25 protein-coding genes are annotated in these 23896 nt (G+C 65.3%); 16 read left to right on the plus strand and 9 right to left on the minus strand.

Annotated features, from left to right (window positions below; translation table 11 throughout):
• Nucleotides 1-292 precede the first annotated feature (292 nt).
• Genes ACFSCT_RS04680 through gmk form a run of 3 tightly spaced genes read right to left on the minus strand, consistent with a single transcriptional unit; the run spans nt 293 to nt 2515 of the window.
• Entirely contained in the window at nt 293-1363 is a 1071-nt protein-coding gene (locus ACFSCT_RS04680; protein ID WP_379140508.1) for a sensor histidine kinase, read from the minus strand.
• A gap of 4 nt (nt 1364-1367) precedes the next feature.
• Nucleotides 1368-1889: a gamma carbonic anhydrase family protein gene (locus ACFSCT_RS04685; protein WP_379140510.1), complete on the minus strand. Its 522-nt coding sequence runs from the start codon at nt 1887-1889 to the stop codon at nt 1368-1370.
• On the minus strand, nt 1886-2515 hold the full coding sequence (gene gmk, locus ACFSCT_RS04690) for a guanylate kinase (protein ID WP_379140726.1): 630 nt from the start codon (nt 2513-2515) through the stop codon (nt 1886-1888). The genes ACFSCT_RS04685 and gmk overlap by 4 nt, the downstream gene beginning before the upstream one ends.
• A gap of 324 nt (nt 2516-2839) precedes the next feature.
• Between gmk and ACFSCT_RS04695 the strand changes: the two genes are divergently transcribed.
• A complete protein-coding gene (locus ACFSCT_RS04695; RefSeq protein ID WP_379140512.1) occupies nt 2840-3607 on the plus strand; it encodes a PAS domain-containing protein in 768 nt (255 codons plus the stop codon).
• Nucleotides 3608-3830: 223 nt separating this feature from the next.
• On the opposite strand, the gene ACFSCT_RS04700 is transcribed toward ACFSCT_RS04695, so the two are convergent.
• A complete protein-coding gene (locus ACFSCT_RS04700) occupies nt 3831-5249 on the minus strand; it encodes a class II 3-deoxy-7-phosphoheptulonate synthase (RefSeq protein WP_379140513.1) in 1419 nt (472 codons plus the stop codon).
• Between the two features lie 136 nt (nt 5250-5385).
• On the opposite strand from ACFSCT_RS04700, the gene ACFSCT_RS04705 reads away from it, so the two are divergent.
• The 10 genes from ACFSCT_RS04705 (at nt 5386) to ACFSCT_RS04750 (ending at nt 16460) form a co-directional block, all read left to right on the plus strand.
• The gene (locus ACFSCT_RS04705) at nt 5386-6456 is read left to right on the plus strand and encodes a GlxA family transcriptional regulator (protein ID WP_379140514.1); all 1071 of its coding nucleotides are present in this window, start codon (nt 5386-5388) and stop codon (nt 6454-6456) included.
• A 99-nt stretch (nt 6457-6555) separates the two neighbouring features.
• Nucleotides 6556-7740 (plus strand): ABC transporter substrate-binding protein, encoded by a 1185-nt coding sequence (locus tag ACFSCT_RS04710; protein ID WP_379140516.1) that lies wholly within the window; start codon nt 6556-6558, stop codon nt 7738-7740.
• A 120-nt stretch (nt 7741-7860) separates the two neighbouring features.
• Entirely contained in the window at nt 7861-8643 is a 783-nt protein-coding gene (locus ACFSCT_RS04715; protein WP_379140518.1) for an ABC transporter ATP-binding protein, read from the plus strand.
• The gene (locus tag ACFSCT_RS04720; RefSeq protein WP_379140520.1) at nt 8640-9473 is read left to right on the plus strand and encodes an ABC transporter ATP-binding protein; all 834 of its coding nucleotides are present in this window, start codon (nt 8640-8642) and stop codon (nt 9471-9473) included. The genes ACFSCT_RS04715 and ACFSCT_RS04720 overlap by 4 nt, the downstream gene beginning before the upstream one ends.
• 117 nt (nt 9474-9590) lie before the next feature.
• Nucleotides 9591-10598, plus strand: a complete 1008-nt coding sequence (locus ACFSCT_RS04725; RefSeq protein WP_379140521.1) for a branched-chain amino acid ABC transporter permease — start codon at nt 9591-9593, stop codon at nt 10596-10598.
• Between the two features lie 15 nt (nt 10599-10613).
• A complete protein-coding gene (locus ACFSCT_RS04730) occupies nt 10614-11972 on the plus strand; it encodes a branched-chain amino acid ABC transporter permease (protein ID WP_379140523.1) in 1359 nt (452 codons plus the stop codon).
• A gap of 92 nt (nt 11973-12064) precedes the next feature.
• Nucleotides 12065-13618: a glutamine-hydrolyzing GMP synthase gene (gene guaA / locus ACFSCT_RS04735; protein WP_379140525.1), complete on the plus strand. Its 1554-nt coding sequence runs from the start codon at nt 12065-12067 to the stop codon at nt 13616-13618.
• A 312-nt stretch (nt 13619-13930) separates the two neighbouring features.
• Nucleotides 13931-14347: a MerR family transcriptional regulator gene (locus tag ACFSCT_RS04740; protein WP_379140527.1), complete on the plus strand. Its 417-nt coding sequence runs from the start codon at nt 13931-13933 to the stop codon at nt 14345-14347.
• A 47-nt stretch (nt 14348-14394) separates the two neighbouring features.
• The gene (locus ACFSCT_RS04745) at nt 14395-15132 is read left to right on the plus strand and encodes a DUF72 domain-containing protein (protein ID WP_379140529.1); all 738 of its coding nucleotides are present in this window, start codon (nt 14395-14397) and stop codon (nt 15130-15132) included.
• Between the two features lie 578 nt (nt 15133-15710).
• Nucleotides 15711-16460 (plus strand): GNAT family N-acetyltransferase, encoded by a 750-nt coding sequence (locus tag ACFSCT_RS04750; protein ID WP_379140531.1) that lies wholly within the window; start codon nt 15711-15713, stop codon nt 16458-16460.
• A gap of 87 nt (nt 16461-16547) precedes the next feature.
• Here ACFSCT_RS04750 and ACFSCT_RS04755 read toward each other — a convergent pair whose 3' ends face one another.
• The 4 genes from ACFSCT_RS04755 to alr all read right to left on the minus strand — a co-directional run bounded on the left by ACFSCT_RS04755 (nt 16548) and on the right by alr (nt 20459).
• Nucleotides 16548-17570 carry a hemolysin family protein gene (locus tag ACFSCT_RS04755; RefSeq protein ID WP_379140533.1) on the minus strand — a complete coding sequence of 341 codons (1023 nt, stop codon included), beginning with the start codon at nt 17568-17570 and terminating at the stop codon, nt 16548-16550.
• Nucleotides 17567-18127 (minus strand): rRNA maturation RNase YbeY, encoded by a 561-nt coding sequence (ybeY, locus tag ACFSCT_RS04760; protein ID WP_379140534.1) that lies wholly within the window; start codon nt 18125-18127, stop codon nt 17567-17569. Before ybeY ends, ACFSCT_RS04755 begins: the two co-directional genes overlap by 4 nt.
• Nucleotides 18120-19148 (minus strand): PhoH family protein, encoded by a 1029-nt coding sequence (locus tag ACFSCT_RS04765; RefSeq protein ID WP_379140536.1) that lies wholly within the window; start codon nt 19146-19148, stop codon nt 18120-18122. Before ACFSCT_RS04765 ends, ybeY begins: the two co-directional genes overlap by 8 nt.
• 192 nt (nt 19149-19340) lie before the next feature.
• Complete coding sequence (alr, locus tag ACFSCT_RS04770) at nt 19341-20459, minus strand: alanine racemase (RefSeq protein WP_379140538.1); 1119 nt, start codon at nt 20457-20459, stop codon at nt 19341-19343.
• Nucleotides 20460-20667: 208 nt separating this feature from the next.
• On the opposite strand from alr, the gene ACFSCT_RS04775 reads away from it, so the two are divergent.
• The 5 genes from ACFSCT_RS04775 to ACFSCT_RS04795 all read left to right on the plus strand — a co-directional run bounded on the left by ACFSCT_RS04775 (nt 20668) and on the right by ACFSCT_RS04795 (nt 23276).
• Entirely contained in the window at nt 20668-21333 is a 666-nt protein-coding gene (locus tag ACFSCT_RS04775) for a DUF6497 family protein (RefSeq protein WP_379140540.1), read from the plus strand.
• 181 nt (nt 21334-21514) lie between these two features.
• Nucleotides 21515-21655 carry a hypothetical protein gene (locus tag ACFSCT_RS04780; protein WP_379140542.1) on the plus strand — a complete coding sequence of 47 codons (141 nt, stop codon included), beginning with the start codon at nt 21515-21517 and terminating at the stop codon, nt 21653-21655.
• A gap of 93 nt (nt 21656-21748) precedes the next feature.
• Nucleotides 21749-22156, plus strand: a complete 408-nt coding sequence (locus ACFSCT_RS04785; RefSeq protein WP_379140543.1) for a hypothetical protein — start codon at nt 21749-21751, stop codon at nt 22154-22156.
• 181 nt (nt 22157-22337) lie between these two features.
• Entirely contained in the window at nt 22338-22574 is a 237-nt protein-coding gene (locus tag ACFSCT_RS04790) for a hypothetical protein (RefSeq protein ID WP_379140545.1), read from the plus strand.
• A 114-nt stretch (nt 22575-22688) separates the two neighbouring features.
• Entirely contained in the window at nt 22689-23276 is a 588-nt protein-coding gene (locus ACFSCT_RS04795; protein ID WP_379140731.1) for a hypothetical protein, read from the plus strand.
• A gap of 86 nt (nt 23277-23362) precedes the next feature.
• On the opposite strand, the gene ACFSCT_RS04800 is transcribed toward ACFSCT_RS04795, so the two are convergent.
• Nucleotides 23363-23881 carry a DUF4174 domain-containing protein gene (locus ACFSCT_RS04800; RefSeq protein WP_379140547.1) on the minus strand — a complete coding sequence of 173 codons (519 nt, stop codon included), beginning with the start codon at nt 23879-23881 and terminating at the stop codon, nt 23363-23365.
• Between the last annotated feature and the right edge of the window lie 15 nt (nt 23882-23896).

Here is a 23896-nt window from a genome sequence, read left to right on the forward strand (position 1 = left end):
TGCCATCCGACCTTTTTCATGGATCGGGATGCGTAAACGCCGGGGTGCAAATTCACCTTCTCGCTTGCCCGATGGCTCATCTTGATTTCATGTTACTTCAAGGTATTACATATTAACTAATTGTTTTAAATGTAATAAAATTCTTTTTATGCGCTGAAGGATCGGGCCAACCCATTGATGATATCGTTGTACGCCGCCCCTCCCGTGGCGATGATCGACGAAGGCCACGCCGGTTCCGTTATGCCGTACAGCCCCGCATCAGCGCGCTTTATCGTGGCGCCGTCACGCACGCTTAGTTTACCGGCGCCTGCGGCAGAAAGACCGAGAAGCGGCTGCCCTTGCCGATCTCGCTTTCGATGCGCAGGCGTCCGCGATGGCGGTTGATGATGTGTTTGACGATCGCCAGTCCCAGCCCGGTGCCGCCCTCCTTGCGCGAGCGGTGGCTGTCCACGCGATAGAACCGTTCGGTCAGCCGCGGCAGATGCAGCGCCTCGATCCCCTCGCCCTGATCAATCACATCAACCTGCCACGCCGGGCCGCGCAGCACCGGCTCATGCGCCACGGGGCGGACCTGAATGCGCACCAGCCCCCCCGCGCCGCCGTATTTCACCGCATTCTCGATCAGATTGTTGAATACCTGAACCAGCTGATCGGAATCGCCGGAAACTTTCGCCTGCACGGTCTTGTCGGCATCCAGTTCCAGCCGGACCCCGGCATCTCTGGCAGAGGGTGTGATCGTCTCAAGCGCCTGACGGCATATCTGCACGATATCAACGGTTTGCGACGGCCTTTTGCGTTCGCCGGACTCGACCCGGCTCAGCGACAGCAGATCGCCGACCAGCCGGTTCATCCGCCCCGCCTCACGCTCCATGATGTTCAGAAACCGCTCCCGCGCCTCGGCATCGTTGCGCGCCGGACCGCGCAGCGTCTCGATGAACCCCATCAACGCGGTCAGCGGCGTGCGCAGCTCATGCGTGACGTTCGAGACGAATTCGCGCCGGATCTGCTCGGCCTGACCCTGGCTGGTCTGGTCGGCAAAGGCCAGCATCGCGCCATCGGCGATCCGGGTCACCGTGACCTCGAACAGCGTCGGCCGGCCATCGGCGGGCAGTTCGATCTGGATGACGCGTTGCGCCGCGCCCGGCGTCTGGGCGGTGACAACCGGGCTGGCCAATATCTCTTCGACGGCCGAGAACAGCGCCGGCTGGCGCAGAACCGTGACGAAAGGGCGGCCGGTCAGATCGGCGCCGGCCGCAAAGGCGGTCTCGGCGGCGCGGTTGGCATTGGCGACCCGTTCGGTTTCGTCGACGATGATCACCGCCATCGGCACCGCGTCCAGATAGGTGCGCAAACGCTCGGCCAAGGGTTCACCCCACCGATTTAAGGCCGGCGCGGAACCGCGCGGCATTGTCGCGATAGCGCCGGGCGGAATCGAGAAGTTTCGCGCGCGCCCCGGGGTCGAGTTCTCGCACCACTTTGCCCGGCATCCCCATCACCAGACTGCCGGGCGGAATCTCGCGGTTTTCGGGCACGAAAGCCCCTGCCCCGATCAGCGACCCCGCCCCGATCCGGGCGCCGTTCAGGATGATCGCCCCCATGCCCACCAGCACCCCGTCGCCGATCGTGCAGCCGTGCAGAATGGCGCGGTGGCCGATGGTGCAGTCGCGGCCGATGGTGCAGGCAAAGCCGGGATCGGTGTGGATCACGGTAAGATCCTGAACGTTGGAGCCTTCGCCGACGCGGATCTGTTCGTTGTCGCCGCGCAGAACCGCCCCGAACCAGACGCTTGCCGCCGCCTCCAGAACCACCCGACCCATAAGCTGCGCATCGGGCGCGACCCATGCGTCCGGCGCGCATTGCGGCTGAATTCCGTCGAGTTCCCAGATCACTGCCGTTCCTCCATCAGCTTGCGCACCGTGTCGCCCATGCCGATCCGGCGGCTGCGGCGCAACCGTTCGGCGGTCAGAATGGCGCGCAATTGCGCCTCGGTCCGGTCCAGATCGTCGTTGATCAGAACGAAATCATATTCCGCCCAATGACTTATCTCGGACAGGCTTTTCTGCATGCGCCCGGCGATCACCGCGTCCGAATCCTGCCCGCGGTTGCGCAGCCGCCGCTCCAGTTCAGCCAATGAGGGCGGCAGGACAAAGATCGACACCACATGCTGCCCCAGCGCCGAGTTGCGGATCTGCTGGCCGCCCTGCCAGTCCACGTCGAAAAGCGTATCGCGGCCGGCCGACATCGCCGTCTCGACCGGGCCGCGCGGGGTTCCGTAAAGGTTGCCGAACACCTCGGCATGCTCCAGCATCTGGCCGCCGTCGACCATGGCGGCGAATTCCTCCCGGGTGCAGAAATGATAATGCTGCCCGTCGACCTCGCCGGGGCGCGGCGGACGGGTCGTCGCCGAAACCGAGAAGGCAAGCGACGGGTCCCAGGCCATCAGGCGCCGCGACAGCGTCGTCTTGCCCGCCCCCGAGGGCGAGGACAGGATGATCAACAGCCCCGACCGGCGGATCGGCTGCGGTTCCGCGCCGGGCTGAGCGGGCTGTTCCGGCTGTGGCGGCTGTCCAGCGTTCTGCATTCGGTTGTCTTTCCCTTGGCGAAAGGCGCCCGTCCCTGACCCCTTGCCGATGGCCGCGCCCTGCAACGGACATGGCGCAGCCTTGGGCCGGGGGTCAACCCCGCAGATGCGGCGGCGATGGTTTCCCGCTTAACCTTTTGGAAAGATTTTTCTCGGATTTCAGGGTTTGACGAAATATCCTGGGGAACAAGACGTCTCAGACACCGTTAACGCGTAAATGGTCCAGGCCGTGGCCCCGATGTGATTGCAGATACACCCGTGAGCGATTTTTTCGACCCCGAGCTTGAACCACCCGTGCCGGACGGCGCATCGGTCATCCGCATGGCCGATTTCGACCCCGGCCGGCCATCGCGGATCCTGACCGAGATGCGGGCCTATTGGGAAAACCTGCGCAACGGCCGCGCGGTCCCTGCCCGCTCGGATGTCGAGCCAAAGGGCATGCGCCGCGTGCTGGGCCATGCCTTCATTCTTGAACGTCTTGCCCCCGGGGCGGCGCGTTTCCGGCTGGCGGGGCGGCATCTGATCGACATCATGGGGATGGAGGTGCGCGGCATGCCGCTGTCGGCGCTGTTCAACCCGGCCAGCCGGGGCCGTGCCTCGGACCTGCTGGAAAGCGTGTTCAGCGCCCCTCAAAGCGTTGAAATGGAGATCGAATCGCCGTCGTCCTATGGCCGGCCGCCCCTGAAGGGCGGGCTTTTGCTGCTGCCGCTGCGGTCCGATCTTGGTGATGTGACCCGCGCGCTCGGCTGTCTGGTCGGCGATGGTCAGATCGGCCGCGCGCCGCGCCGGTTCGATCTTGTGTCGGAAACCCTGCGCCCGCTTTTGCCGGGCGGATCGGTTCAGGATCCGGCCGCGGGCCGCGCGCGGGACGGCTTTGCCGAAGCACGCGGTATCTGGGACAGCCCGGCCGCGCAGGGTGGCGACGGCGTGGACGGGCTGGCGGGCGGCGATGCCACCACCAGCCCCGAGCAGCGGCGCGCACGGTTCCGGGTCGTGGTGGCAAACCCGCATCCGCCGAAAAAATAACGCCGATTATTTAGGGCGTGCCGGAATGGCCACTCGCCGCCGGCGATGAACACGCCCGCGATGCAGAAGGGCGGCACCGGAAAAAGACGGTGACGGCAATAGGGCCGCGATGAAAAAAAGGTCGTGGCCAAGACCGGCCATGGAAAAAGGGCGGTGCACATGCACCGCCCTTTTCATTTCAACAGACGCGCCTCAACAGACCCGCCTCAACAGCTCCGCCGGCTCAGCCCGCCTTGCTGGCCGAGGCCGCGCGTCCCGCGGTTTCGCGGCGGTTCCGCAGTTCCTCGGCGACAAGGAAGGCCAGTTCCAGCGACTGGCTGGCGTTCAGGCGCGGGTCGCAGGCGGTGTGATAACGGCTGGACAGATCCTCGTCGGTGACCGCGCGCACGCCGCCGGTGCATTCGGTGACATCCTGCCCGGTCATCTCGAAATGGACGCCGCCCGGGTTGGTGCCCTCGGCCTTGTGGATGGCGAAGAACTCGCGCACCTCGCGCAGCACCGAATCGAAGGTCCGGGTCTTGTAGCCCGAGGCGGCCTTGATGGTGTTGCCGTGCATCGGATCGCAGGTCCAGACCACGTTCGCGCCCTCTTCCTCGACCGCGCGGATCAGGCGCGGCAGGTTGTCGCCGACCTTGCCCGCCCCGAAACGCGCAATCAGCGTCAGCCGCCCGGGCTCGTTTTCCGGGTTCAGCCGCGCCATCAGCGCCTTAAGATCGCTTTCCGAGATCGAGGGGCCGCATTTCAGCCCGATCGGGTTCTGCACGCCGCGTGCAAATTCGACATGAGCGCCGTCGATCTGACGGGTGCGGTCGCCGATCCAGATCATGTGACCCGAGCCCGCGACCGGCAGGCCGGTGGTCGAATCGATCCGCGCCAGCGCCTGTTCGTATTCCAGCAGCAGCGCCTCGTGGCTGGTGTAGAAATCGACCGTGCCCAGATCATGCGCGGTTTCGGCCGTCACCCCGGCCGCCGCCATGAAGGACATGGCATCCGAAATGCGGTCGGCGACATCGCGGTAACGCTCGGCCTCGGGGCCGCTGACGAAATCGGTGATCCAGGCCTGAACCCGGTGCATGTCGGCATAACCGCCGGTCGAGAAGGCGCGCAGCAGGTTCAGCGTCGCGGCCGCCTGCGTATAGGCCTGCATCATCCGCTGCGGATCCGGGACGCGGGATTCGGCGGTGAAATCAAAGCCGTTGATGATGTCGCCGCGATAGCTGGGCAGTTCGGCGCCGTTCTGCGTCTCGGTCGGCGCGCTGCGCGGCTTGGCGAACTGGCCGGCCATGCGCCCGACCTTGATCACCGGCATCTGCGCGCCCCAGGTCAGCACCACCGCCATCTGCAACATGACGCGGAACGTGTCGCGGATGTTGTCGGCCGAGAATTCCGAGAAACTCTCGGCGCAGTCACCGCCCTGCAACAGGAACGCGCGGCCGGCCGCGGCCTCGCCCAACTGGGCCTTCAGCCGCCGCGCCTCGCCGGCGAAGATCAGCAGAGGATAGCGCGCCAGTTGCGCCTCGATCCCGGCCAGAACTTCGGGGTCGGGATAATCCGGCATCTGGATGCGCGGATACGCGCGCCAGCTTGCCTTGTCCCAGGTCTGGGCGGCGTTCGGGGCGGCGTTTCGCGTGTCCTTCGGCATTGTACGATCCTCTGGTTGATAGGTGCAGTCTTATACCGGTATCGCGCCCAGATATGCAATCAGTCGGGATTGACAATGGCCGGGCTTGCGCAGGCGCGCGTTTCAGGTCAACTGGTCTGGATATCACGGGCCAGCCATGTCACCGAACAGCCTCGCCACCCAGCCCCCTGCCCCGGACCGGTCCCAGCCGGACCGGCCGTCGCTTGGCGTTGCCCCGGCCGCCCGGCCCCGGCGATTTGTGTTTCTGCTGCTCGACCGTTTCACGATGATGTCCTTCGCCGCCGCGATCGAGCCGCTGCGGCTGGCCAACCGGCAGGCCGGACGCGAGCTTTACCGCTGGATGCTGGTGACCGAGGGCGGGCTGCCCGTCGCCTGCTCGAACGGCACCCGTGTCGCCCCGGATCAGGGGCTGGTGGAAACCGCGCGCGATGACACCATTCTGGTCTGCGGCGGCATCGACATCACCCGCGCCGCCACCCGTCCGGTCCTGAACTGGCTGCGGCGCGAGGCCCGGCGCGGCGGCATTCTGGGCGGGCTGTGCACCGGGGCCTGGGCGCTGGCGCAGGCCGGGCTGCTGGATGGCCGGCGCGCGACGATCCATTGGGAAAACCACGACGGCTTCGCCGAGGCTTTCCCGAAGGTCGATCTGTACCGCTCGGTCTTTGTCGCCGACGGCAACCGCATCACCGCCGCCGGCGGCACGGCGGCGACCGACCTGATGCTGCGGACGATCGCGCAGGAACATGGCGAGGATCTTGCCACCAACGTCGCCGATCAGTTGATCTATACGGCCATCCGCACCGGGCAGGACAGCCAGCGCCTGTCGATCCCGACCCGAATCGGCGTGCGCCATCCGCGGCTTGCGGCGGTGATCCTGCGCATGGAATCGAACCTCGAGGACCCGATCAGCCCGGCCCAGCTTGCCGACGAGGCCGGCATGTCCACCCGTCAACTGGAACGGCTGTTCCGCCGCTATCTGAACCGCAGCCCGAAACGCTATTACATGGAAACCCGTTTGGCGCGGGCGCGCAACCTTTTGATGCAGACCAATCTTTCGGTGATCGAGGTGGCGCTTGCCTGCGGTTTCGCCAGCCCGTCGCATTTCTCGAAATGCTACCGGGCGCTTTACGGCACCACCCCCTACCGCGAGCGTGGCACCTCGGGCGGCGAGGCACCGGCCGAGGTTGCCCAGCAGCGGGCAAAGTGACGTGATAATCGTCAGAACGACGTATTCTATCGGCTTTCTTTTTCAGCGCGGGGCTTTTAACCTCTGTGCAGGAACTTGTTCCAACTGGGAGTGAACAACATGAAAAAACTGCTGCTGGCCACGGCAGCGACCGGCCTTTTGGCGGGCGCCGCTTCGGCCGAGGACATCAAGATCGGCCTGTCGCTGGGCTTTACCGGACCGCTGGAATCGATGGCGCCGGCGATGCAAAAAGGCGCCGAACTGGCCGTCAAAGAGGTCAATGACAGCGGCAAGCTGCTGGACGGCTCGACCGTGACCGTGGTGACCGCCGACAACACCTGCGCCGATGCCGCCGCCGCGACCGCCGCGGTCGAGCGTCTGGTGACCGCCGACAAGGTGAACGGCATCGTCGGGGGCATGTGCTCGGGCGAAACGATCGCCAGCCTTCAGAACGTCGCGGTGCCGAACGGGATGGTGATGATTTCGCCCTCGGCGACCTCGCCGGCCCTGTCGACGATCGAGGATCAGGGCTATTTCTTCCGCACCTCGCCCTCGGACGCTCGTCAGGGCGAAGTGATGACCGACATCATTCTTGAGCATAACATCAAGAATGTCGCCGTCACCTATACCAACAACGACTACGGCAAGGGTCTGGCCGACAGCTTCGACGCGGCCTTCAAGGCCAAGGGCGGCAATGTCACGATCACCGCCCCGCATGACGACGGCAAGGCCGATTATTCGGCCGAGGTCGCGGCGCTGGCGGCGGCAGGCGGTGACGCGCTGGTGATCGCGGGTTACGTCGATCAGGGCGGCGCGGGCGTGCTGCGCGGCGCCATCGACTCGGGCGCCTTCAACACCTTCGTCTTTACCGACGGCATGGTCGCGCAGGCGCTGGAAACCAACTTCGGCCCCGAGCTGACCGGATCCTTCGGACAGAACCCGGCCGCCGAAGGCCCGGGCCGCGACAAGTTCGTCGAAATGGCCAAGGCGGCGGATTTCGACGGCACCGCGGCCTTCGCCAGCGAATCCTATGATGCGGCGGCGCTGATCATGCTGGCGATGCAGGCGGCGAAATCCTCGGATCCCAAGGTCTACAAGGACAAGGTCATGGACGTGGCCAACGGTCCCGGTGAAAAGATCCTGCCCGGCGAGTTGGCCAAGGGGCTGGAGCTGCTGGCCGCCGGCACCGACATCGACTATGACGGCGCGACCGCGGTCGAGTTGGTCGGCCCGGGCGAATCCGCCGGCCGCTATCGTGAGATCGCCTTCAAGGATGGCAAGATGGACGTCGTCGGCTATCGCTGAGGCACGCGCATGAATGACGCGACCCGGAACCCGTTTCCGGGTCGCGGCGATCCAACCAAAAATCCCGAAAACGGGACCTTCTGCCCGACCGGCAGGAACTGACAGGGAAGTTGACAACAGATGATCCGGGTTGAGGATCTGCACAAGCATTTTGGCGGCTTTCGTGCCGTCGATGGCGCGAGTCTTGAAATCAAGACCGGGTCGATCACCGGACTGATCGGGCCTAACGGCGCCGGAAAATCCACGCTTTTCAATGTGATCGCCGGGGTTCTTGAACCAACTTCCGGCCGGGTTTTCATGGATGGCGCCGACATCACCGGGCTGCCGCCGCATACGCTGTTCCACCGCGGTCTTTTGCGCACCTTCCAGCTTGCGCATGAGTTTGCCTCGATGACGGTGCGCGAGAACCTGATGATGGTGCCCGGCAATCAGGCCGGTGAATCGCTGCTGAACACATGGTTCGCGCGCGGTCGCATCCGGTCCGAGGAACGCGCGTTGCGCGCCCGCGCCGATGAGGTGCTGGATTTCCTGACCATCGACCATCTGGCCGACGAGCGTGCCGGCAACCTCTCGGGCGGTCAGAAAAAGCTGCTGGAGCTTGGCCGGACGATGATGGTCGACGCCAAGGTCGTGTTTCTGGATGAGGTCGGCGCCGGCGTGAACCGCACGCTTCTGGGCACCATCGCCGACGCCATTCAGCGCCTGAACCGCGAACGTGGCTATACTTTCTGCGTGATCGAGCACGACATGGATTTCATCGCCCGGCTTTGCGATCCGGTGATCGTCATGGCCGAGGGCAAGGTGCTGGCCGAGGGGTCGGCCGATCAGATCATGCAGAACGAAGCGGTGATCGAGGCATATCTGGGCACCGGCCTGAAGAACAAGGAGATGCTGGGCGCATGAGCAACGCGGACCCGACCTTCGGCAATCGTGGCAACCGCGATGCTTCGGTGGTGAACCCGCGTGGCGGCGGCGAAATCGACAGCACCCGCCGCTCGGGGCCGGTCGGTCCGGGGCGCGCGGGCGATCCGTTCCTGATCGGCGAGGCGATGTCCGGCGGCTATGGCAAGGGCCCCGACATCCTGCATGACTGCACCATCGCCGTCGACAAGGGCGAGATCGCGGTCATCGTCGGCCCCAATGGCGCCGGGAAATCCACCGCCATGAAGGCGCTGTTCGGGATGCTGGACCTGCGCGGCGGCTCGGTCCGGCTGGACGGGCGCGACATCACCGCGCTGAACCCGCAGGACCGGGTCCGGGCCGGCATGGGCTTCGTGCCGCAGGTGCGCAACATCTTCCCCTCGATGACGGTCGAGGAGAACCTTGAAATGGGCGCCTTCATCCGCAACGACGATATCCGCCAGACCATGGAACAGGTCTATGAGCTGTTCCCCGCCGTGGCCGAAAAACGCAAACAGGCGGCGGGCGAATTGTCGGGCGGTCAGCGCCAGCAGGTCGCCGTGGGCCGCGCCCTGATGACCCGGCCCAGCCTTCTGATGCTGGACGAACCGACCGCCGGGGTCAGCCCCATCGTGATGGACGAGCTTTTCGACCGCATCATCGCCATCGCCCGCGGCGGCTTGCCGGTCCTGATGGTCGAACAGAACGCCCAGCAGGCCATGAACATCGCCGACAAGGCCTATGTGCTGGTGCAGGGCCGCAACGCCCATACCGGCACCGGCCGCGAGCTGATGGCCAATGACGAGGTCCGGCGCACCTTCCTCGGGGGCTAGACCGATGCCTCACAAACCCGTTTTCAGGTCCGCCGCCGCGCCGATCCGGTGCCTGACCCGATCGACCGCGCCAGTGCGGCCCGGACCCTGCATGCCCACTGACGGAGCGGACCGACCTTGGATATCCTGAACGCCCTTGTGGCCATCCTCAATTACGTGATCATTCCGGCAAGCGCCTATGGCGCGCAGCTTGCGCTGGGCGCGCTGGGGGTGACGCTGATCTACGGCATCCTGCGGTTTTCCAACTTCGCGCATGGCGACACCATGGCCTTCGGCACCGCGATCACGATCATGGTGACATGGGCCATGCAACGGGCCGGCATCGGCTTCGGCCCCCTGCCGACCGCGCTTCTCGCCCTGCCCTTCGGGATCGCCGTGACGGCCGTTTTCGTGCTGCTGACCGACCGCGCCGTCTATCGCTATTACCGCAAGCGCAAATCAGCGCCGATCGTGCTGGTCATGGCCTCGATCGGGGTGATGTTCGTGATGAACGGCGTGACCCGGGTGCTGGTCGGGGTCGGCGACATTAATTTCGACGACGGCACGCGCTTTATCATCACCGCCGCCGAGTTCCGCGCCTGGAGCGGCCTTTCCGAGCCCCTCGCCCTGCGCTCGACCCAGGTCATCACGCTGGTCGCCGCCGCCGTCATCTGCGTGATCCTGTTCCGTTTTCTGAACCGCACCCGGTCGGGCAAGGCGATGCGGGCGTTTTCGGATAACGAGGATCTGGCGCTTCTGTCGGGGATCGAGCCGGAAAAGGTCGTCCGCATGACATGGATCATTGCAGCCGCGCTGGCCACCATCGCGGGCACGCTGTACGGTCTGGACAAAAGCTTCAAGGCTTTCAACTATTTCCAGCTTCTGCTGCCGATCTTCGCCGCCGCCATCGTCGGCGGGCTGGGCAATCCGCTGGGCGCGGTCGTCGGCGGCTTTCTGGTCGCCTTTTCCGAGGTCGCAGTCACCTATCCGTGGAAGAAGGTCGCGGGCTATCTGTTCCCGGACTGGCAACCCGACGGCCTGCTGCAACTTCTGTCCACCGAATATAAATTCTCGGTCAGTTTCGTGATCCTGATCGTGGTGCTGCTGTTCCGGCCGACCGGCCTGTTCCGCGGCAAGGCTTATTGAGAAAAGGGGCGGATCATGGCCAATGCGCAATCCCGTCAGGCCGAGGCCGCCGCTGGTGGCGTCTGGCGCAGCCCCCTGCTGTTTCTGGGTCTCGCCACCCTGTTCGTGCTTGAGGGGACGACCCGAAACGCCATGTTCTCGGGCAGTTGGAGCACCGCGCTCGAGATCCTGAACGTCGGGCTGATCTATGCCATCGTCGCCCTTGGGGTGAACATGCAATGGGGTTACGCGGGGCTGTTCAACGTCGGCGTGGTCGGGTTTTTCGCGCTTGGCGGTCTGGCGCCGGTGCTGATCTCGATGCCGCCGGTGCCGGGGGCATGGGCCGCGGGCGGGGTGCGCATGGTCTTTGCGCTTCTGATCGGGCTTGGCACGCTGGCGCTTGCGGCACTGGTCTGGCACCGGATGCGGATCCGCGCCCGCGGTCTGGTGGTGACGGCGATCCTGATCGTCGGGCTGGTCGTCTATCGCTATGTCTTTGATCCCGCCGCCCTGGCGATCGAGGCGAACAACCCCGCCGCTTACGGCTATCTCGGCGGGCTGAAGCTGCCGGTCTGGCTGGCCTTTCTGGTCGGCGGCATCTTTGCGGCGATCGCGGCATGGGCCATCGGCAAGGTGGCGCTTGGCCTGCGTTCCGATTACCTCGCCATCGCCACGCTGGGCATCGGCGAAATCATCGTCGCGGTCATGCGGAACGAGGAATGGCTGACCCGGGGCGTCAAGGGCGTCTCGCCGATCCCGCGGCCATGGCCGGTCGGATCCGAGGTTGCGCTGCAATCGGACCCGTCGTTTCAGGCCCGCGCCGCCGCCTGGGGGCTGGACCTGACCACGGCCAGCACGATCTGGGTCAAGATCGGCTACAGCCTGACCTTCGCGCTGATCCTGTTCGCCATCGTCACGCTGGCCGAATTCGCGCTGAACTCGCCCTGGGGCCGGATGATGCGCGCGATCCGCGACAATGAAACCGCGGCCGAGGCGATGGGCAAGGATGTCACCGCCCGCCACCTTCAGGTCTTTATCCTCGGCAGCGCGGTCATCGGCATCGCCGGCGCGCTGTTCGTGACCAAGAACGGCCTGTTGTGGCCATCGGGCTATAACCCGCTGCAATACACCTTCATCGTCTGGCTGATGGTCGTCGTCGGCGGCTCGGGCAACAACTGGGGCGCGGTTCTGGGGGCGCTGCTGATGTGGTTCGTCTGGATCAAGGCCGAGGTCTGGGGGCCGGCGCTGATGGGCGGGCTGACCAGCCTGATGGGCGAAAGCGTGGTGCGCCAGCAACTGGTCGAGGCCAGCGCCCATATGCGTCTGGTGATGATGGGCCTGATCCTGCTTCTGGTCCTGCGCTTCGCCCCGCGCGGTCTTCTGCCGGAACGCTGACGCATCTTCCTTGCGAAAATATCCCGGGGTGCGGGGCAGCGCCCCGCCCTTCCCCCCTTGCCGTGCCGCCGCGCGCGGCATATTCCCTCGCCATGACCCAGCATCAGCGCCTTCTCATCATCGACTTCGGCTCTCAGGTGACGCAGCTCATCGCGCGCCGCCTGCGCGAGTTGAACGTCTATTGCGAAATCCTGCCCTATCAGAACGTGACCGACGCCACGCTGCGCGACCTGGCCCCGCAAGCCGTGATCCTGTCGGGCGGTCCCGACAGCGTGACCCGCGCGGGCAGCCCCCGCGCGCCTGAGGCGCTTTGGCAAATGGGCGTCCCGATCTTCGGCATCTGCTACGGCCAGCAGGTCATGACCCAGCAGCTTGGCGGCAAGGTCGAAGGCGGCCATCATGCCGAATACGGCCGCGCCTATGTCACCCCGGCGCCCGGCCACAGAAAGGACGGCATCTTCGCCGGCCTGTCAGAGCGTGAACAGGTCTGGATGAGCCATGGCGACCGCGTCACCAGCCTCGCACCCGATTTCGAGGTCATCGGCACATCGCCCAATGCCCCCTTCGCCATGATCGCGGACGAGACGCGCAATTTCTACGGCGTCCAGTTTCACCCCGAGGTGCACCACACCCCGAACGGCCGCCAGATGCTGGAGAATTTCGTGCGCCTCGCCGGGTTCACCGGCGACTGGACCATGGCATCCTACAAGGACGAGGCGATCCGCAAGATCCGCGAACAGGTCGGCGACAAAAAGGTGATCTGCGGGCTGTCGGGCGGCGTCGATTCATCCGTCGCCGCGGTTCTGATCCACGAGGCGATCGGCGACAACCTGACCTGCGTCTTCGTCGATCACGGCCTTCTGCGCCAGAACGAGGCCGAGGAAGTCGTCTCCATGTTCCGGGACAATTACAACATCCCGCTGATCCATGCCGACGAATCCGAACTGTTCCTGACCGCGCTGGAAGGCGTCACCGACCCCGAGGTCAAGCGCAAGACCATCGGAAAACTGTTCATCGACGTGTTCCAGAAATACGCGGGTCAGATCGAGGGCGCCGAGTTTCTGGCGCAAGGCACGCTGTATCCCGACGTGATCGAAAGCGTCAGCTTTTCGGGCGGGCCTTCGGTCACGATCAAAAGCCACCACAATGTCGGCGGGCTGCCCGAAAAGATGGGACTGAAGCTGGTCGAACCCTTGCGCGAGCTTTTCAAGGACGAGGTCCGGGCCTTGGGCCGCGAGCTTGGCCTGCCGGAAAAATTCATCCGCCGCCATCCCTTCCCCGGCCCCGGCCTTGCCATCCGCTGCCCGGGCGAGATCACCCGCGAGAAGCTGGAAATCCTGCGCCGCGCCGATGCGGTCTATATCGACCAGATCCGTAAACACGGTCTTTACGACGAGATCTGGCAGGCTTTCGTCGCGATCCTGCCGGTCCGCACGGTCGGCGTGATGGGCGACGGCCGCACCTATGATTACGCCTGCGCGCTCCGCGCCGTGACCTCGGTCGACGGAATGACGGCAGATTACTATCCCTTCACGCATGAGTTTCTGGGCGAAACGGCAACGCGGATCATCAACGAGGTCAAGGGCATCAACCGGGTGACCTATGACATTACGTCAAAACCGCCGGGGACGATCGAGTGGGAGTGACCCACCCCCTTCACGCGCGCCCTATCGCCGATCCTCTGGAACCATAAAATTCGGCCGGCGCGGTTCGGCAGGTGAGCGTTTCGGTCGCGGAATACGGCGGACCGCCGGCAATATCCGCGATCTTGCCAGCTGCCGCCGCCGTCCCATAAACAGGATCGGCTTCCGCGCGATAACCCCGTGACCGCCGCTGACCGCGCGCGGCTCCGTCAAACCGCACGCCATTCGGAAACCTCCTGCCTGACCGGCCCCTTGCTTCTCACCCAGGATGCACCTAAATTTCTCTAGTGACTATAGATTGAACAGGTGATCGTCATGTTCTCCATCGGTGAGATGTCCCGCCGGACCGGCGTCAAGGTTCCGACCATCCGCTATTACGAAGGCATGGGCCTTCTGGCCGCGCCGGAACGGACCGAGGGGAATCAGCGCCGCTATGGCAAGGCCGAAATGGAAAAGCTGGGGTTCATCCGCCACGCTCGTGATCTGGGCTTTTCGATCGAGGCCATCGCCGCGCTGATCGAGTTGCAGGACCACCCGGACCGGTCCTGTCTGGAAGCGAACCGCATGGCACGCGCCCAGCTTGCCGATGTGCGGGGACGCATTGCACGGCTCCAGACGCTGGAGGCCGAGTTGACCCGCATCTCCGAAGGCTGCACCGGCCCGGGGGACGCCGGCGATTGTTACGTGCTGGCCTCGCTGGCCGATCACGAATTCTGTCTGGCCGAACATTAACCCGCTCAACACCCGTTCGCACCGACAGCCGTTCATAAGGGGACATCATGGGCAGGATCCGCATCGGCATTGGCGGCTGGAATTTTCCGGAATGGCGCAAGGGCGTGTTCTATCCTGCCGACCTGCCCCAGAAACGCGAGCTGGAATATGCCAGCCGCGCGCTGACCAGTATCGAGATCAACGCCACCTATTACGGCAGTCAAAAGCCGGAAAGTTTCCAGAAATGGCATGACGAAACCCCCGATGATTTCAGCTTCGCCGTCAAGGCCAGCCGCTTTGCGACCAGCCGCCGGAAGCTCGCCGAGGGGGCCGAGAGCATCGACAGGTTTCTGAATTCCGGCATCACCCGACTGGGGACCAAGCTGGGTCCGATCAATTGGCAATTTGCCGAGACCAAGCAATTCGACGCCGAGGATTTCGCCGCCTTTCTGGCGCTGCTGCCCGAAGAACAGGACGGTTTGCCCCTGCGCCACGCGATCGAGGCGCGCCATGACAGTTTCTGCGCGCCCGAGGCCGCCGATCTGTGCCGCGCGCGCAATATCGCCCTGGTTCGGGCCATGGACAGCAAATTTCCCGATATCGACGTGCAGACAGCCGATTTCGCCTATGCGCGGCTGATGGGCACACAGGACGTCGACAACGGTTATGACGCGGCCGGGCTGGACAAATGGGCGGCCGAGGCGCGGCGGATGGCCGATGGTCGCGAGCTTTATCTTTACGTGATCGCCGGCACCAAAAGCCGCAACCCGGCCTGCGCGACGGCGCTGATCCACCGGCTTTCTTAACGCGCCGATACGGCTGTTATCGCGGCGCCGGCCAAACCGGTCGCGCACGCCGCAATCATGACCGATATTCAGGCGCGGGCGGCCTCGGCTGTCGTTCTCGGCACGGTCACGGGGGTTGACGACGGCGGGGACTGCCGGAGACCGGCCGCAAGTGCATCCGCCTTTCAAGCTGGTGTTTTTGACCGGAAACTCTTGCCCCGCCGAAAAGGCGCTTCCGTCTCCGGCCCGGTCGGCAAATGAAGCGCTGAAACCTCTGCCCCGTCAACCGCCGGTCAGCGCCCGAGCGCGCGCCCCGGCAAGGACCGGAACCTGGCCGCCGCCGATCCGAAATTCCCGTCCCTGCTCTCCTGCCGCACGCGGCGGATCCGCCCCAAGCGGAATCAGGAAAAGTCGCGCCATAACAGACGTCTTGGCCGTTGCATCTGCGATTCCGCGTCAATCCGCCAGAACCGAGTTGATATTTGACAAGCGGGCCCGGCAATGGCACAGATTTCTTATGCCGGAAATCGGCCATTCATGCCTTGTTTGTTTGCTTTCGTCGGCGCGTTCGGCGTCGTCAATCGGAAAAGGTGCCGCCGATGCGGGGACAGGTCTACATCGTCGATGGAACGTTCGGCCCGGTCGACCCCGAGGCCGCGAAGCGGATCGCGGCGATCCTGCCCGGCCATGCCGAAACCACCCGGAACGAACCCGGCTGCATCGGTTTTTCGGCCGAACCGGCGGGGGACGACGCGAATTGGCGGGTGGATGAGGCTTTTGCCGACAGCGAGGCCTTTGCCCATCATCAGGAACGGATCAGCGGCAACCACTGGGGGCAGGCCACCGCCGGCATTCGCCGCGACTATAATGCCCGGCTTGCCGATCCGGTGATACGGCCCGAAGTCGCCGCCGACCTTCCCGGGATCAGATCGCTGGTCACCCGAGCCTTTCCGACCGATGCCGAGGCGCGGATCGTCGACAAATTGCGCGCCGACGGCGATCTGGTGCATTCGCTGGTGGCGATGGCGGGGGCACATGTCGCGGGCCATGTCGGTCTGTCCCGGGTCCGCGCCCCCGTTCCGGCATTGTGTCTGGCGCCGGTCTCGGTCCATCCGGCGTTGCAGGGCCGCGGCCTTGGCAGCGATCTGGTGCGGGCGGCGCTTGACGCCGCACAGGGCAGCGTGGTGGTGGTGGTCGGCGATCCGGTGTTTTACGGCCGCTTCGGCTTTCAGCATGTCGGCTGGGAAAGCCGCTATGCCGGGCCCTATCAGATGGCGCTTGACCTGATCGGCGCGCCCCTGCCCGACAAGGCGACGCTGACCTACCCGCCGGCCTTCGCCATCGGCTGAGCCCGCCCAAGCTGCCAAATTGGCCGCCAAACTGCCCACTTAACTGCCCGCCTGACTGCCCAACCAGCGACCCGCGAGGCTTTCCGCCTAGCTGTCCTGCTTTGGCGGCGAGGGCAGCCGCAGCCGCAAGCGTTTGATCCGGCGCGGATCGGCGTCGACGATCTCGAATTCCGCGCCCGAGGGATGGCGGATCACCTCGCCCCGGACCGGCACCCGGCCGGTCAGCATGAAAACCAGCCCGCCGATGGAATCGACCTCGTCGCCTTCCTCGCCATTGGCCAGTGTCAGCCCGGTTTCCCGTTCGACATCCTCAAGCGGCGCGCGGGCCTGAATAAGCCACTCGCCCGGCTTTTCCTCGACCCAAAGGCCGCCGTCGGCCTCGTCATGTTCGTCCTCGATCTGGCCGATGACCTGTTCGATCAGGTCCTCGATGGTGACAAGCCCGTCGGCGCCGCCATATTCATCAATGACCAGCGCCATGTGAATGCGCTTTTGCTGCATCTGCTGCAAAAGCACCCCGATCGGCATCGAGGGCGGCACGTAAAGCATCGGGCGCAGCATCGGACGCAGCAGGAATTTGCGGCCGGGATTGGCCCCAAAGCCGTATTTCAGCGCCAGGTCCTTGAGGTGGAGCAGCCCAAGCGGGCTGTCCAGCGTTCCCCGGAACACCGGAATGCGCGAAAAGCCGTGTTCGCGAAAGGTCTCGACCAGTTCATCCAGCCCGATGGTGACCGGAACGGCGACGATTTCCGCCTTGGGCACCGCCACGTCGTCGACCCGCATCCGCCGCAGGTTGACCATACCGGGCATAGTGCCGCTGCCCAGACCGCCCGCCGGTTCCGAGACCGCGACCGGCCCGTCGGGCTCGGCCTCGGTCGCGCCCGAAAAAGCGTCCAGAATCCGCCCCAGAAAGCCCCGCGACTGCGGCAGGTCGCGCCCATCCCCGTCGGTCCCGTCGGCCCATCCCGCCGGCACGGGTCCCAGCGGCAGCGCCGGCCGGGGTGGCAGGCCGCGCGGGTCGTCGCGGTTGGTCAGCCCCGGACTTCGGGGCTGTTCTTGCGGGGCCTCTGCGCCGTGGGTCTCGGACCCTCCGGTTTCCGCGGGATTCATGACACTACCTTTTCATCTGCGTAAGGGTCGGGAATTTCCAGTCCGGCAAGGATCTGGCGTTCGACGCTTTCCATGTTTTCGGCGTCCATTTCGTCGATATGATCATAACCCGCAAGATGCAGGATCGAATGGATCAGCAAATGGATGACATGGCTTGGCATGGGTTTGCCCTGCGCCACCGCCTCGGCCGCGCAGGTTTCCCACGCGATCGCGATATCGCCAAGCGCACCCTCGAAACCCATCGGGTCGGACAGGCGCGGCGTCTCGCCGGGTTGACGCGGCACGGCGGCGACGGCGGGCCATGACAGCACATTGGTCGGCGTGGGCTTGCCGCGAAAGCTCGCGTTCAGCGTCGCGATGCGGGCGTCGTCGCAGGCAAGGCACACGATCTCGACCTTGTTCGGGTCCAGCGACAACCAGTCCAGCGTCGCCCGCGCCGCCATGTCGGCCAGCAGCGGCAGGTTGATGTCAAGCCAGCGGTCATCCTCGATCACGCAATCGATGGGACCGGCGGCGTGCTCGTCATGTTCGAAATATTCCTCGGACCGATCAGACATTGCGCGGCTCCCGCCGGGGAATGCGGGCGGTGCGGTCGTCGGGCGTCTCGCCCCGGGCAAGGGCGGCGGCGTCCTCGGCGTCATAGGCTTCGATGATGCGGGCGACCAGCGGGTGACGCACCACGTCCTTCGAGGTGAAATAGCTGAAGCTGATACCCGGCACGCCCTTGAGGATCTTTTCCGCCTCGGTCAGGCCCGAGCCGACACCACGCGGCAGGTCGATCTGGGTGCGGTCGCCGGTGATCACCATGCGCGAGCCCTCGCCCAGACGGGTCAGGAACATCTTCATTTGCATGGTGGTGGCGTTCTGCGCCTCGTCTAGCACGACAAAGCTGCTGGCCAGCGTGCGGCCGCGCATGAAGGCCAGGGGCGCGATCTCGATACGCTTTTCCTCCATCAGCTTCTGCATCTGCTTCGAGGGCAGGAAATCGTTCAGCGCGTCGTAAAGCGGCTGCATGTAGGGATCGACCTTTTCCTTCATGTCACCGGGCAGAAAGCCCAGACGCTCGCCCGCCTCGACGGCGGGTCGGGACAGTATGATCCGGTCGACATGACCGCCGATCAGCATGGTCACGCCGACGGCGACCGCCAGATAGGTCTTGCCAGTGCCCGCCGGGCCGATGCCAAAGGCCAGCTCATTCTCGAACAGGGCGCGGACATAGGCCTTTTGCGCGTCGGTGCGCGGCTCGACCGATTTCTTGCGGGTGCGCAATTCGTAATTGCCGGCGCCGAACATCTCGATCTGTTCGGACGGGCTCAGATCGTCGCCGCTATCGACGCCCATGCGCAACGCGGCCTCGACCTCGCCCATCTCGACCGGGCGGCCCTGTTCAAGGCGCGCGTAAAGACTGTTCAGGATCGCGGCGGCGTCGGCCTGCGCCTCGGGCGGGCCGACCACCGCCAGCCGGTTGCCGCTGTGCAGGATGTGCACCCCCAGCGCCTGTTCGATCCGGGCAAGGTGGCGGTCATGCGGGCCACACAGGTCGATCAGCTTGCGATTGTCGGGATATTCCAGAAGCATTTCGCCAGCTGCAACGGGGGACGTGGTGGCGGGGGGCGGAGGGACAGATCCCAAAGGCTTCTCCTGATTGTCGGGCAAAGGCTCAATACCTCAATACATCGTGACAAGCGCGCGGGATTTCCACAAGGGGTTGACGTGAGGGTTGACGTGAAAACGCGGCCCGGATGGGCAAAGTTTCACGGATGAGCCGGGTTACGCCGCCGGCGCCGCATGCGGCCGCGCAGCGCCCGGTTCCGCCGGCACCGGCAGATAGGTGCGCGGATAGCGGTCGCCAAGACTGGTCAGGATTTCATAACCGATCGTGCCTGCCGCATCAGCCAGCGCATCGACACCCTGATGAGGTCCAAGAATATCAAGGGCTTCCGGGATATCGGCCAGATCGGTGACATCGACCGTGATCAGATCCATCGACACCCGCCCGATGATCGGGCAGGCCCTGTCGCCCGCCCAAAGCCGGGCGCCTGACCCCGAAAGGCTGCGCAAAAGACCATCGGCATAGCCGGCCGCGACCGTGGCGACGCGCGATTCGCGCCCTGCGGTCCAGGCGTTGCCATAGCCGACGGTTTCGCCGGGCGCGACCCGCCGGGTCTGGATGACCGGCAGCGCAAGCCGCACCACCGGGCGGGCATCCGCGAAGGGCAGCCCGCCATAAAGACCGACGCCCGGCCGGGTCAGGTCAAAGTGATACTCCGGCCCCAGCAGAATGCCGCCGGTCGCGGCGAGGCTGCGCGGCACGCCCAGATCGCGGGTCATGTCCACGAACGCGGCCAGTTGGCGCGGATTCATCGGATGGGCGGGTTCGTCGGCGCAGGCCAGATGCGACATGACCAGCGCCGGCCCCCGCCCTTGCCCCGACGCCTGGCCCGCGTCCCGCACCGGGCGGGCGACGGCTTCGGCGCGGATCGCGGCCCATTCGCCCGGCTCGATCCCCAGCCGGTTCATGCCGCTGTCCAACTGGATCGCGAAGGGCTTTCCGGCGCGCAGCAGCAGATCGCGGTGAAATTGCTCGGGGCTGTTCAGGACCGGGACCAGATCCGCCTGATCCAGAACCCCGGCCATGCCGTTCATATGACCGCTGAGCACGAAGATGCGCGGCCCCGGACCAAGGGCGCGGCGCAGCGCGGCGCCTTCGGCGGCGATGGCGACAAAGAAATCGCGCGCGCCGGCTGTGGCAAGCGCCGGTCCGACCCGCTCGGCGCCAAGGCCATAGGCGTTCGCCTTGACGACGGCGCCGGGCCGCGCCGCCGGGGCCAGCGCGGCCAAGGCCCGCCAGTTCGCCACGATCGCACCAAGATCAACGGTCATTCCCATGACCCGCGCATTGCCGTCAGCCGCCGCCCGGGTCAAGCGAAACTTTCGTCGTGGCGCCCGCGCCCCACCCAATGACCGCAAGCGGCGATGGGGCTTTCCTCGGGCCCGGCGCCGGACTAACCTTGCCGAAAACAGGCAGGAACAGGGACGCGGCGGCCAGCGGCAGATTCTGGCACCCGCGCGGGGGTGAAGCCATGAGAACCGGAACATGAGAACCGGAACAGGCGCGCTGCTTGCGGCCATCATCGCGCTGCCCGCGATGGCCGCAGAGATCACCCTGCCCTCGGGCATGAAGGCGACGCTGGACGAGGTGATCAACAACGCCCCGGGGTCTTCCGGTCTGACCGCGCGCTTTCGCTTCGTCGCCCCCGATCTGGCCGCGCGGGTCCCCGCCATACCCGAGCCGCCAGTAGATGACGGCGTGGATGATGGTGCGGATGATGGCGCGGATGACGGCATGATCCCCGAGGATCAGATTTTCGCCGAACCCACCGACCTGCCCGACATCACCGCACCCGACATCACGGCAGAGGCTGCACCGGAAACCGCGCCGGTTCCCGATGAGGTGGCGGCCGCACCCGCGCCGCCCGATCCCGATCCTGATCCTGGGGCCGAGGCGCCGGACGGTGATGACGAAACCGCCGATTCCGACCGCCCCCTGCCCGACGATCCGCTGCTGAAGGACATGCTGTGGCTGTGCGAGCATTTCGCCCTGCCCCGGATCGCCGTTCCCGGCCCGGTGCCCCAGCAGATCATCATCTCGATCGCCGACCGGCCGGTCGCCTTCGGCGATGCCGACCCCGAGGTCATTCAGGTGTTTGAAACCTTCGCCCCCGATCTGGCGGCGGGATCCTGCCGATGGGAAGTGTTCTGATGCGTGGTTCCGCCGATGATGCAGCGAAGCCACATAGATCCGTGGCCAGTGCCGGGCCAGTTGCAGATATCTGTCGGAAAATCCTTGTGACAGCTACACTTGCGCAACTCGCCCTGATCAGGACGAGGGACAACACAACAAAATGCGGGCCAATGCGCCCGTCATACAGGAGCTTGATTCAATGTCGAAGAAAGTCGTTCTTGCGATGGTGCTTGCCGGCGTCGCTTTCACCGCCGCCTGCCAGAAGCGTGAGGAAACCGTCGTCACCCCGGCCCCCGTCACGGTCGAGCCGGTGTATCAGGGCAAATACGGCCCGAACTGAGGTTCGCGCATTCTGTAACTCCCACGGGCGGGACGTCCGCCCGTGGTTCCTGCCGCGCCCGCGCCGGTTGGCGCCACGAATTCGGGGACTGACATGCTGAAACATCGCGGCTTCCCCGGCCGGCTTCCGTCCTCGGATCTGCAATTCACCATCCGCCGCGCCAACAAGAAAGGCGCGACCAAGCTGATCGTGCGCGAGCGGTTCCGGGACCGCGCGCCCTTGGACAAGCGCGCCGACGCCGCGTTTCTGGCGGCGTTGATAGACTATTTCGGCGATCAGCCGTTTGAGCGCGGCAATCTGGACGCCGGCCGGCTGTCATGGCTTTTGAACCGCGAGGTGGTGGCCGTCGGCAAGCTGGACCCGACCAGTTACGAGCAGTTGTTGCAGGTCGACATGAAACGGGCCGAGGCCGGCTTTCCGGAACTTTTCGCCCCGGACAATCCGCCGGATTTCGGCTGGGATGACGATGACTGGAACGATGACGACGCGGAGGACGCATGACCTCGGCGTTGCGAAACGGCAACAGCCGGTTTATGCGGAAAACACGGTTTGGTGTTCCTCGGCAACCCTTTGCCGGCTCACGCCGTTGTTGCTATGTCTTTGGCGCTGCGCATGTCAAAAGCGCCATATCGAAACTTCTCGACGCGGAATATTCCGCCGAGTCAAACAGAGGCAGTCTACTATGCAGAAATCCGTTCGTTTCGCCGGGGTCGGTGCGGCCCTTCTGGTCATCTCGACCTTGGCGGCGTGCCAGCCGGGCACCTATGCTTCGGCCGACTCTCAGCGTGCGGCCATTGGCGCCATCGGTGGCGCCGTCGCCGCCAAAGCCTTCGACAAGGACCCGGTCGTCGGTGCCGTCGGTGGCGCGGCAGCCGGTGCGCTCTGCGACGACGCTGGCGTTTGCCGCCCGGCATACTGATAACAGCCGCCCGGCCGCTTCACCGGCCGGGCGATCGTTCAAGACCCTCGCCGTCCGTGCCCTGTGCCCGGGCGGCGGTTCTTTTTCCGGCGATGACGCCGCAAGGTGGCGTGGATGACGCCGCCGCTGGACCAGATACTCGCCCCGCAGGCGCAGGCTTCGCTTGTCGCGGGGCTGTTTCTTGCCGTCGGCTGGTGGGTGGTGGCCTGGCAGAACCGGCGGCGCGATGCGGCGCTGCGGGCGGCGCGGGTGCGCGATGTGCAGCGCGCCATCTATGCCGAGATCCGCGCCTATCTGGCGGCGCTGCGGCGCGACGATCTGCACAGCTACGGCGCCGCGATCGCGCAGCGGATCGAAACCGAACAGGGCTATTTCCCGGTGATCCCGACCGAGAACAACGACGCGATTTTCCGGGCGATTGTCGGGGATATCCACGTTTTGCCGCGCGATACCGTGGATCCGGTCGTGCTGTATTACAGCCAGTTGAATGCCATTTCCGCGATGATCGAGGATCTGCGCGCCCTGAATCCCGATCACATCGGGGCCAAGCGGGCGGCGGGCATGTACCGCGACTATATTCAGTTGAAGCTGGGCGCCATTGATCTGGGCGAGGCCGCGCTGGCGGCCATCAGCGTCAATATCGACGGCACCGGACGGCGGGCGGCCGTCAGTAACCGGGTTTCGGACCAGTCCGAACCTTGATCGGCGGTGGGTTATAGGTTGCGCTCATTGCAGACACTCCCTTTCGATAATGGAAATATAGGCGCCGGGCGGCTTATGCGCAAGAATCAAGGCGTCAGCCCGGCGCGGCCGATTTCCTGCCGGCGCAGCGGAAACTTGTCGATGGCGCGGCTGATCTCGCGCACGTCCCACGGCAGCGGCTTGCGCAGCTTCACCTGTCCGTCCTTGTCCAGAAGAACCAGCGAAAATCCTTGCGGATTCAGCATGGTGCGCCACAGGCTTGAGGTCGATGGGTCGGTGTCGGTGATGACCACGACATCGCGCACCGCCAAGGGTCCCGGATCGCGCAGAATTGCCGCCATCTGCTGCACATATGCCGGATCGTCGGCGGTATCCGCGAACACCACCAAAGGCCGCAATTTCCACAGGAATTCGGCCGGATCGACGTCATCGGCGGCAAAGCTTTGCACACCCTTCGGGGCCGGCGCGGGGGGCGGGGCCGGTGCCGGCTCGCGGGTCGAGGGTGGCAGGGCGGCGGTTTCCGGATTGCCCCCGACCGGCGCCAATGAACCCATGCCGGACACGGCCAATGCTGCAACGACCAGAAATAACGACGAAATTCGCACCTGCTCTCCTTTTCT

The organism is Paracoccus pacificus, from assembly GCF_042680785.1.
Classification (GTDB): Bacteria; Pseudomonadota; Alphaproteobacteria; order Rhodobacterales; family Rhodobacteraceae; genus Paracoccus; species Paracoccus pacificus.

Bases quoted from the DNA above. Each gene is read 5' to 3' on its own strand.
- ACFSCT_RS04700 (WP_379140513.1), bottom strand. From the start codon at position 5,249: ATGCCGAAGGACACGCGAAACGCCGCCCCGAACGCCGCCCAGACCTGG.
- ACFSCT_RS04705 (WP_379140514.1), top strand. From the start codon at position 5,386: ATGTCACCGAACAGCCTCGCCACCCAGCCCCCTGCCCCGGACCGGTCC.
- ACFSCT_RS04710 (WP_379140516.1), top strand. From the start codon at position 6,556: ATGAAAAAACTGCTGCTGGCCACGGCAGCGACCGGCCTTTTGGCGGGC.
- ACFSCT_RS04715 (WP_379140518.1), top strand. From the start codon at position 7,861: ATGATCCGGGTTGAGGATCTGCACAAGCATTTTGGCGGCTTTCGTGCC.
- ACFSCT_RS04720 (WP_379140520.1), top strand. From the start codon at position 8,640: ATGAGCAACGCGGACCCGACCTTCGGCAATCGTGGCAACCGCGATGCT.
- ACFSCT_RS04730 (WP_379140523.1), top strand. From the start codon at position 10,614: ATGGCCAATGCGCAATCCCGTCAGGCCGAGGCCGCCGCTGGTGGCGTC.
- guaA (WP_379140525.1), top strand. From the start codon at position 12,065: ATGACCCAGCATCAGCGCCTTCTCATCATCGACTTCGGCTCTCAGGTG.
- ACFSCT_RS04740 (WP_379140527.1), top strand. From the start codon at position 13,931: ATGTTCTCCATCGGTGAGATGTCCCGCCGGACCGGCGTCAAGGTTCCG.
- ACFSCT_RS04745 (WP_379140529.1), top strand. From the start codon at position 14,395: ATGGGCAGGATCCGCATCGGCATTGGCGGCTGGAATTTTCCGGAATGG.
- ACFSCT_RS04750 (WP_379140531.1), top strand. From the start codon at position 15,711: ATGCGGGGACAGGTCTACATCGTCGATGGAACGTTCGGCCCGGTCGAC.
- ACFSCT_RS04755 (WP_379140533.1), bottom strand. From the start codon at position 17,570: ATGAATCCCGCGGAAACCGGAGGGTCCGAGACCCACGGCGCAGAGGCC.
- ybeY (WP_379140534.1), bottom strand. From the start codon at position 18,127: ATGTCTGATCGGTCCGAGGAATATTTCGAACATGACGAGCACGCCGCC.
- ACFSCT_RS04765 (WP_379140536.1), bottom strand. From the start codon at position 19,148: ATGCTTCTGGAATATCCCGACAATCGCAAGCTGATCGACCTGTGTGGC.
- alr (WP_379140538.1), bottom strand. From the start codon at position 20,459: ATGGGAATGACCGTTGATCTTGGTGCGATCGTGGCGAACTGGCGGGCC.
- ACFSCT_RS04775 (WP_379140540.1), top strand. From the start codon at position 20,668: ATGAGAACCGGAACAGGCGCGCTGCTTGCGGCCATCATCGCGCTGCCC.
- ACFSCT_RS04780 (WP_379140542.1), top strand. From the start codon at position 21,515: ATGTCGAAGAAAGTCGTTCTTGCGATGGTGCTTGCCGGCGTCGCTTTC.
- ACFSCT_RS04785 (WP_379140543.1), top strand. From the start codon at position 21,749: ATGCTGAAACATCGCGGCTTCCCCGGCCGGCTTCCGTCCTCGGATCTG.
- ACFSCT_RS04790 (WP_379140545.1), top strand. From the start codon at position 22,338: ATGCAGAAATCCGTTCGTTTCGCCGGGGTCGGTGCGGCCCTTCTGGTC.
- ACFSCT_RS04795 (WP_379140731.1), top strand. From the start codon at position 22,689: ATGACGCCGCCGCTGGACCAGATACTCGCCCCGCAGGCGCAGGCTTCG.